General features: G+C 48.7%; 3 protein-coding genes. 1 reads left to right on the top strand and 2 read right to left on the bottom strand.

Going from position 1 to position 3,948, the window contains the following annotated elements; all coding sequences use genetic code 11:
• Positions 1–222: 222 nt before the first annotated feature.
• Both IQ263_RS27760 and IQ263_RS27755 read right to left on the bottom strand, forming a co-directional pair.
• On the bottom strand, positions 223–1,251 hold the full coding sequence (locus IQ263_RS27760; protein ID WP_194071254.1) for a C39 family peptidase: 1,029 nt from the start codon (positions 1,249–1,251) through the stop codon (positions 223–225).
• 339 nt (positions 1,252–1,590) lie between these two features.
• A complete protein-coding gene (locus IQ263_RS27755; RefSeq protein WP_194071253.1) occupies positions 1,591–2,919 on the bottom strand; it encodes a M16 family metallopeptidase in 1,329 nt (442 codons plus the stop codon).
• Between the two features lie 130 nt (positions 2,920–3,049).
• Here IQ263_RS27755 and IQ263_RS27750 point away from each other — a divergent pair, with 130 nt between their 5' ends.
• Positions 3,050–3,922 (top strand): ABC transporter permease, encoded by an 873-nt coding sequence (locus tag IQ263_RS27750; RefSeq protein WP_194071252.1) that lies wholly within the window; start codon positions 3,050–3,052, stop codon positions 3,920–3,922.
• Positions 3,923–3,948: the final 26 nt, after the last annotated feature.

The following is a 3,948-nucleotide window of genomic DNA, read 5'->3' as shown; positions in this document are numbered from 1 at the left end:
TTGGTAAAATGGAGGTAACATTTTCTATAGATGGGGTTGTTTAACGATATTGACCCCATCTTTTTTTACCATAAATCGGTCAAACCTTTGTTAGCTATGGGTTTTAACGGGGTTGTCACCCCGTCAGGTTTTTATAGTAGCGATTTCAATCGCCGAATCATCGAGGAGCTAACTTATCTCTTAGCTAATGACTAATGACTAATGACTAATGACTCTTAACAATTACTTCGAGATAAAATGCACCCAAAAATCTCCGTCAGCCATACAAACGCTGCGGATTAAACGATAGGAATAGTGCAAGTAAGCACCGCTGACACTTGTATCGTAGCCGTTTGGGAACCACTCGCCATAGGGGTCGTGAACGAAGAATCCTTCGCTGTCGTAGCCCGCAGCAACTATAATGTGACCGAAAGACGTGAAGTATCCGTGGATGACAGCGGGATTTCCGCTGGCCAGCCAATCTTGAACGTCCTCAATAGTTGCATTCTCGGTATAGTAATCTTGAGCGCCGTAATCTTTAACAATCTTTGCTAAATCATAGGGATCCCAGCGACTGTAACCTTTGGCGATCGCATATTCGTAGAGTTCATCTTCATATTGTCCGCTTCTATTGCGCCGCGGCACTCTCAAAAAGTCCAGACACATCGCTATGGAAGTTACATTACAAGCACCTGTAGGATTGTAAAAATTATCTAATTGCGATCGATAAGGAATGCCAAGTCTGACAGTGGGGGGGTTTGGTTTGGGATAAAGCAAAACGCCGTCTAAAGTAACTTGAGCGTGTCCTCCGTAAACATACCAAATCCCTGAACCTTTGAAAGATTCATTGCGGAGAGCAACCCTAATGTGACCGCGAATAGGAACAAAAGCCAGGAGTTCAAACTCTTTTCCCGCTGGGATTACTTGTTTTTCTGAGTCCTGAAGTTGAGAAGACGCTAGGGGTTTTGATTTAAAAATAGTGTCTCTGGTCGTTTTCAGGATCGGGCGAGGTGTGGGAATGTCCGTCGTTTTGGTTTCGATCAGCTTTTTGGCTGTGATTGCTCCCAAAAAACCCGGTTCGCCGCACTTCATCAAGGTTTGAAATCGGTGGAGGGCGGCGGTAGAAAGTGGGCCAAAGATGCCGTCTACTGGAGGTTTCAGTAAACCCAGGTCAATGAGACGGCTTTGAATTTGGCGGCTGAGCTCGTTGTCGGCAGCGATTGCTTTGGCATCGTACCTAATTTTTGAGTTGAGAAAGTTTTGTAATTTCATGCTTCCCTGCACAGTTCAACGATTCCAAGTTTATACTCTCAGAAAATTACGGCCATTCTACCGATCGCCCGTACCTTAAAAGCTTTAAATTCATGATTCGATACAAAACCCTTAAGGCGGAGTGCGATCGAACTTGATATCCTGTCCAGTCGATCGATCGAAATAAGATGGGTTAGTAGTGCGGACTAAAGTCCGCACTACTAACCTTTTTTTGTTACCATCCTAGATCGGACACGATCTGACACAGTATTTTCAAATCAAAGAAGGCGATGATTTACCTTCTTTGTGCTCCCTAGCTTGACAAGCAAACGATTGCGCCTGGGAAAGAAGCAATCGGGTTTATGCTGCTTCGGGGCGAATTACCACCACACCCATCGCATCGGGAGACAGATATTTGACGGCGGCTTCCCGGAGATCCTCGGCTGTCTGAGATTGGATGCAGGCTGCGTAGTTGAGGGCGGGAGCGATATCTCCTACCATCGACTGATAGTAACCGTACAAACTTGCTCGATCGCTGGGAGTTTCGTTACCGAAGATAAACCGATTTGCTACTTGGGTGCGGATGCGGGAAATTTCGGCATCAGTCACCAGTTCGGTTTGCAGAGTGCGGATGTGTCCGACGATGGCTGCTTCCACTTCGGCTATATTTTCTGTCGCCAGTTGAGCGGAAATCGAGAATACCCCGCCTAGTCGCTGAGTCATGTTGCTGACCGAAATTGACGAGACTAGCCCTCGATTTTCGCGCAAATCCTTAACCAAGCGAGTTGTGCGCCCGTGGCCCAATACTGTCGCCAAAACGTCGAGGGCATAGGTTTCGGACATTTCCACAAAGCCGGGGACTCGCCACATCACGATCAGTCGAGCTTGCTGGAGGGCAGAGTCTACAAATTCGCGGCGAACTATTTCGGTAAAGGGCGATTCTTGGCCGTAGTTGAGAATTTCGGATTCTGGGTGAAAGCTGCTGAGTGCGGGCTGATTTATGGTGCTGTTTTGTGCTGTGCTTTTGCTGGCAAAACTTTCGGCGACAATTTCTATTAGTCGATCGACCGGCAAGTTACCTACAGCGACTGCTGTCATCGCCCCTGGCTGATATCTGCTGCTGTGGAAATCCCGCATTTGTTGGGCCCTCAGATTTTCGATGACGGAAGTCGGGCCTAGTACCGGTCGCTTGTAGGGCAGGACTTCAAAGGCTAATTGCATCGATCGCCCATAGGTGCGTCGGCGCGGATTGTCTTCCGATCGTCTAATTTCTTCCAATACTACCAGCCGTTCGCGCTCGAAGGCATCGTCGGGAATGCTGGCGTTGAGCAAGACATCGACTTGCAGGGGGGCTAGTTCAGCAAAATCTTTAGGAGCTGTGGTGATGTAATAGTTCGTGTAATCTTGACTGGTGGCGGCATTGGTGACAGCGCCGCGCTGTTCGATCGCCCGTTCAAATTCTCCACTCTGAATGCTGGGAGTTCCCTTAAAAATCATGTGTTCTAAAAAGTGAGCCATACCGTTGATTTCGTCGGATTCTACGGCTGAGCCTAAATTCATCCACACGCTGAGGTTAACGGCATCGACTGGTAAGTGTTCGGCTATAACTGTGAGGCCGTTGGGGAAATGGCGCACTGTTGGAGCGTTCAGGGGCGATCGGGCGGAGGTTTTGAGCAGGGTTGATGTCATTAGGGTTTTAAATTTATTTGTTATCTATATCTTAAATGGTCTTTAACGAAGGCATCGAGGATTCGGCATCCGCCAAGCAGGCTATAAAAACTGCGATCGGGTACAACTGTTTTTTTTGACATTATTAAAAATGGAAAATCCCAAATTGCATCAAAATTTAATATTTCGACAGCCTGCTTGGCAGCGATTCGCCCGATCGACCTCCGGGAAAATCGGCTTAATTTTGACTGTAGCGCTGATTTTCTCGGCACTGTTAGCTCCCCTAATTTCCCCCTACAATCCGGCGGTCGATCGCGATTATTTATCCCGATTAGTGGCTCCTAGCGCCCAGCATTGGTTCGGCACCGACAGTTTGGGGCGAGATTTGTTGGTGCGAGTGTGGCACGGATTGGGGATCTCTTTGCTCGTCAGCTTGGTTTCTGTGGCTGCGGGATTGTTTGTGGGAGGGCTGTTGGGACTCTTCGCCGGATATTTTCGCGGATGGGCTGAGGTAGCGATCGGCACTTTGGCGGATATTTTACTAGCTTTTCCTTCGATCTTACTGGCGATCGCCATTGTCACCGTCACCGGGCCGAGCCTGCAAAGCGTAATTATCGCCGTCAGCGTCGTCCAAATTCCAATTTACATCCGCCTGACGCGCAGCATGGTGCTATCGCTGCGCGAACAAGAATTTGTCTTAGCAGTCAAAGCCTTGGGCGCCAGCGACTTACGGATTATTTTTCGCCACATTTTGCCGGGAAGTCTCCCGCCATTAGTTGTACAAGCAACTCTTTCCACTGGTACAGCCACGCTAGAAGCCGCCGGTTTAGGTTTTCTCGGTTTGGGCGCGCAGCCGCCAGCCCCGGAGTTGGGGACAATGCTTTCCGATGCTTTTAAAGGCGGATATGCTCTTTCATCTCCTTGGACTATTTTGTTTCCAGGTTTGCTAATTACCTTGATAGTTCTCGGTTTCAACCTTTTAGGCGACGGCCTGCGAGACGTTTTAGACCCCAGAGGGAATTAGAAGGCGAGATGGGGAGATTGGGGGAG

The sequence above is a fragment of the Tychonema sp. LEGE 06208 genome (assembly GCF_015207505.1).
In the GTDB taxonomy this organism is placed as follows: domain Bacteria; phylum Cyanobacteriota; class Cyanobacteriia; order Cyanobacteriales; family Microcoleaceae; genus Microcoleus.
Note: the sequence above shows the minus strand (reverse complement) of the source record. Positions and strands in the feature narration are given on the sequence as shown.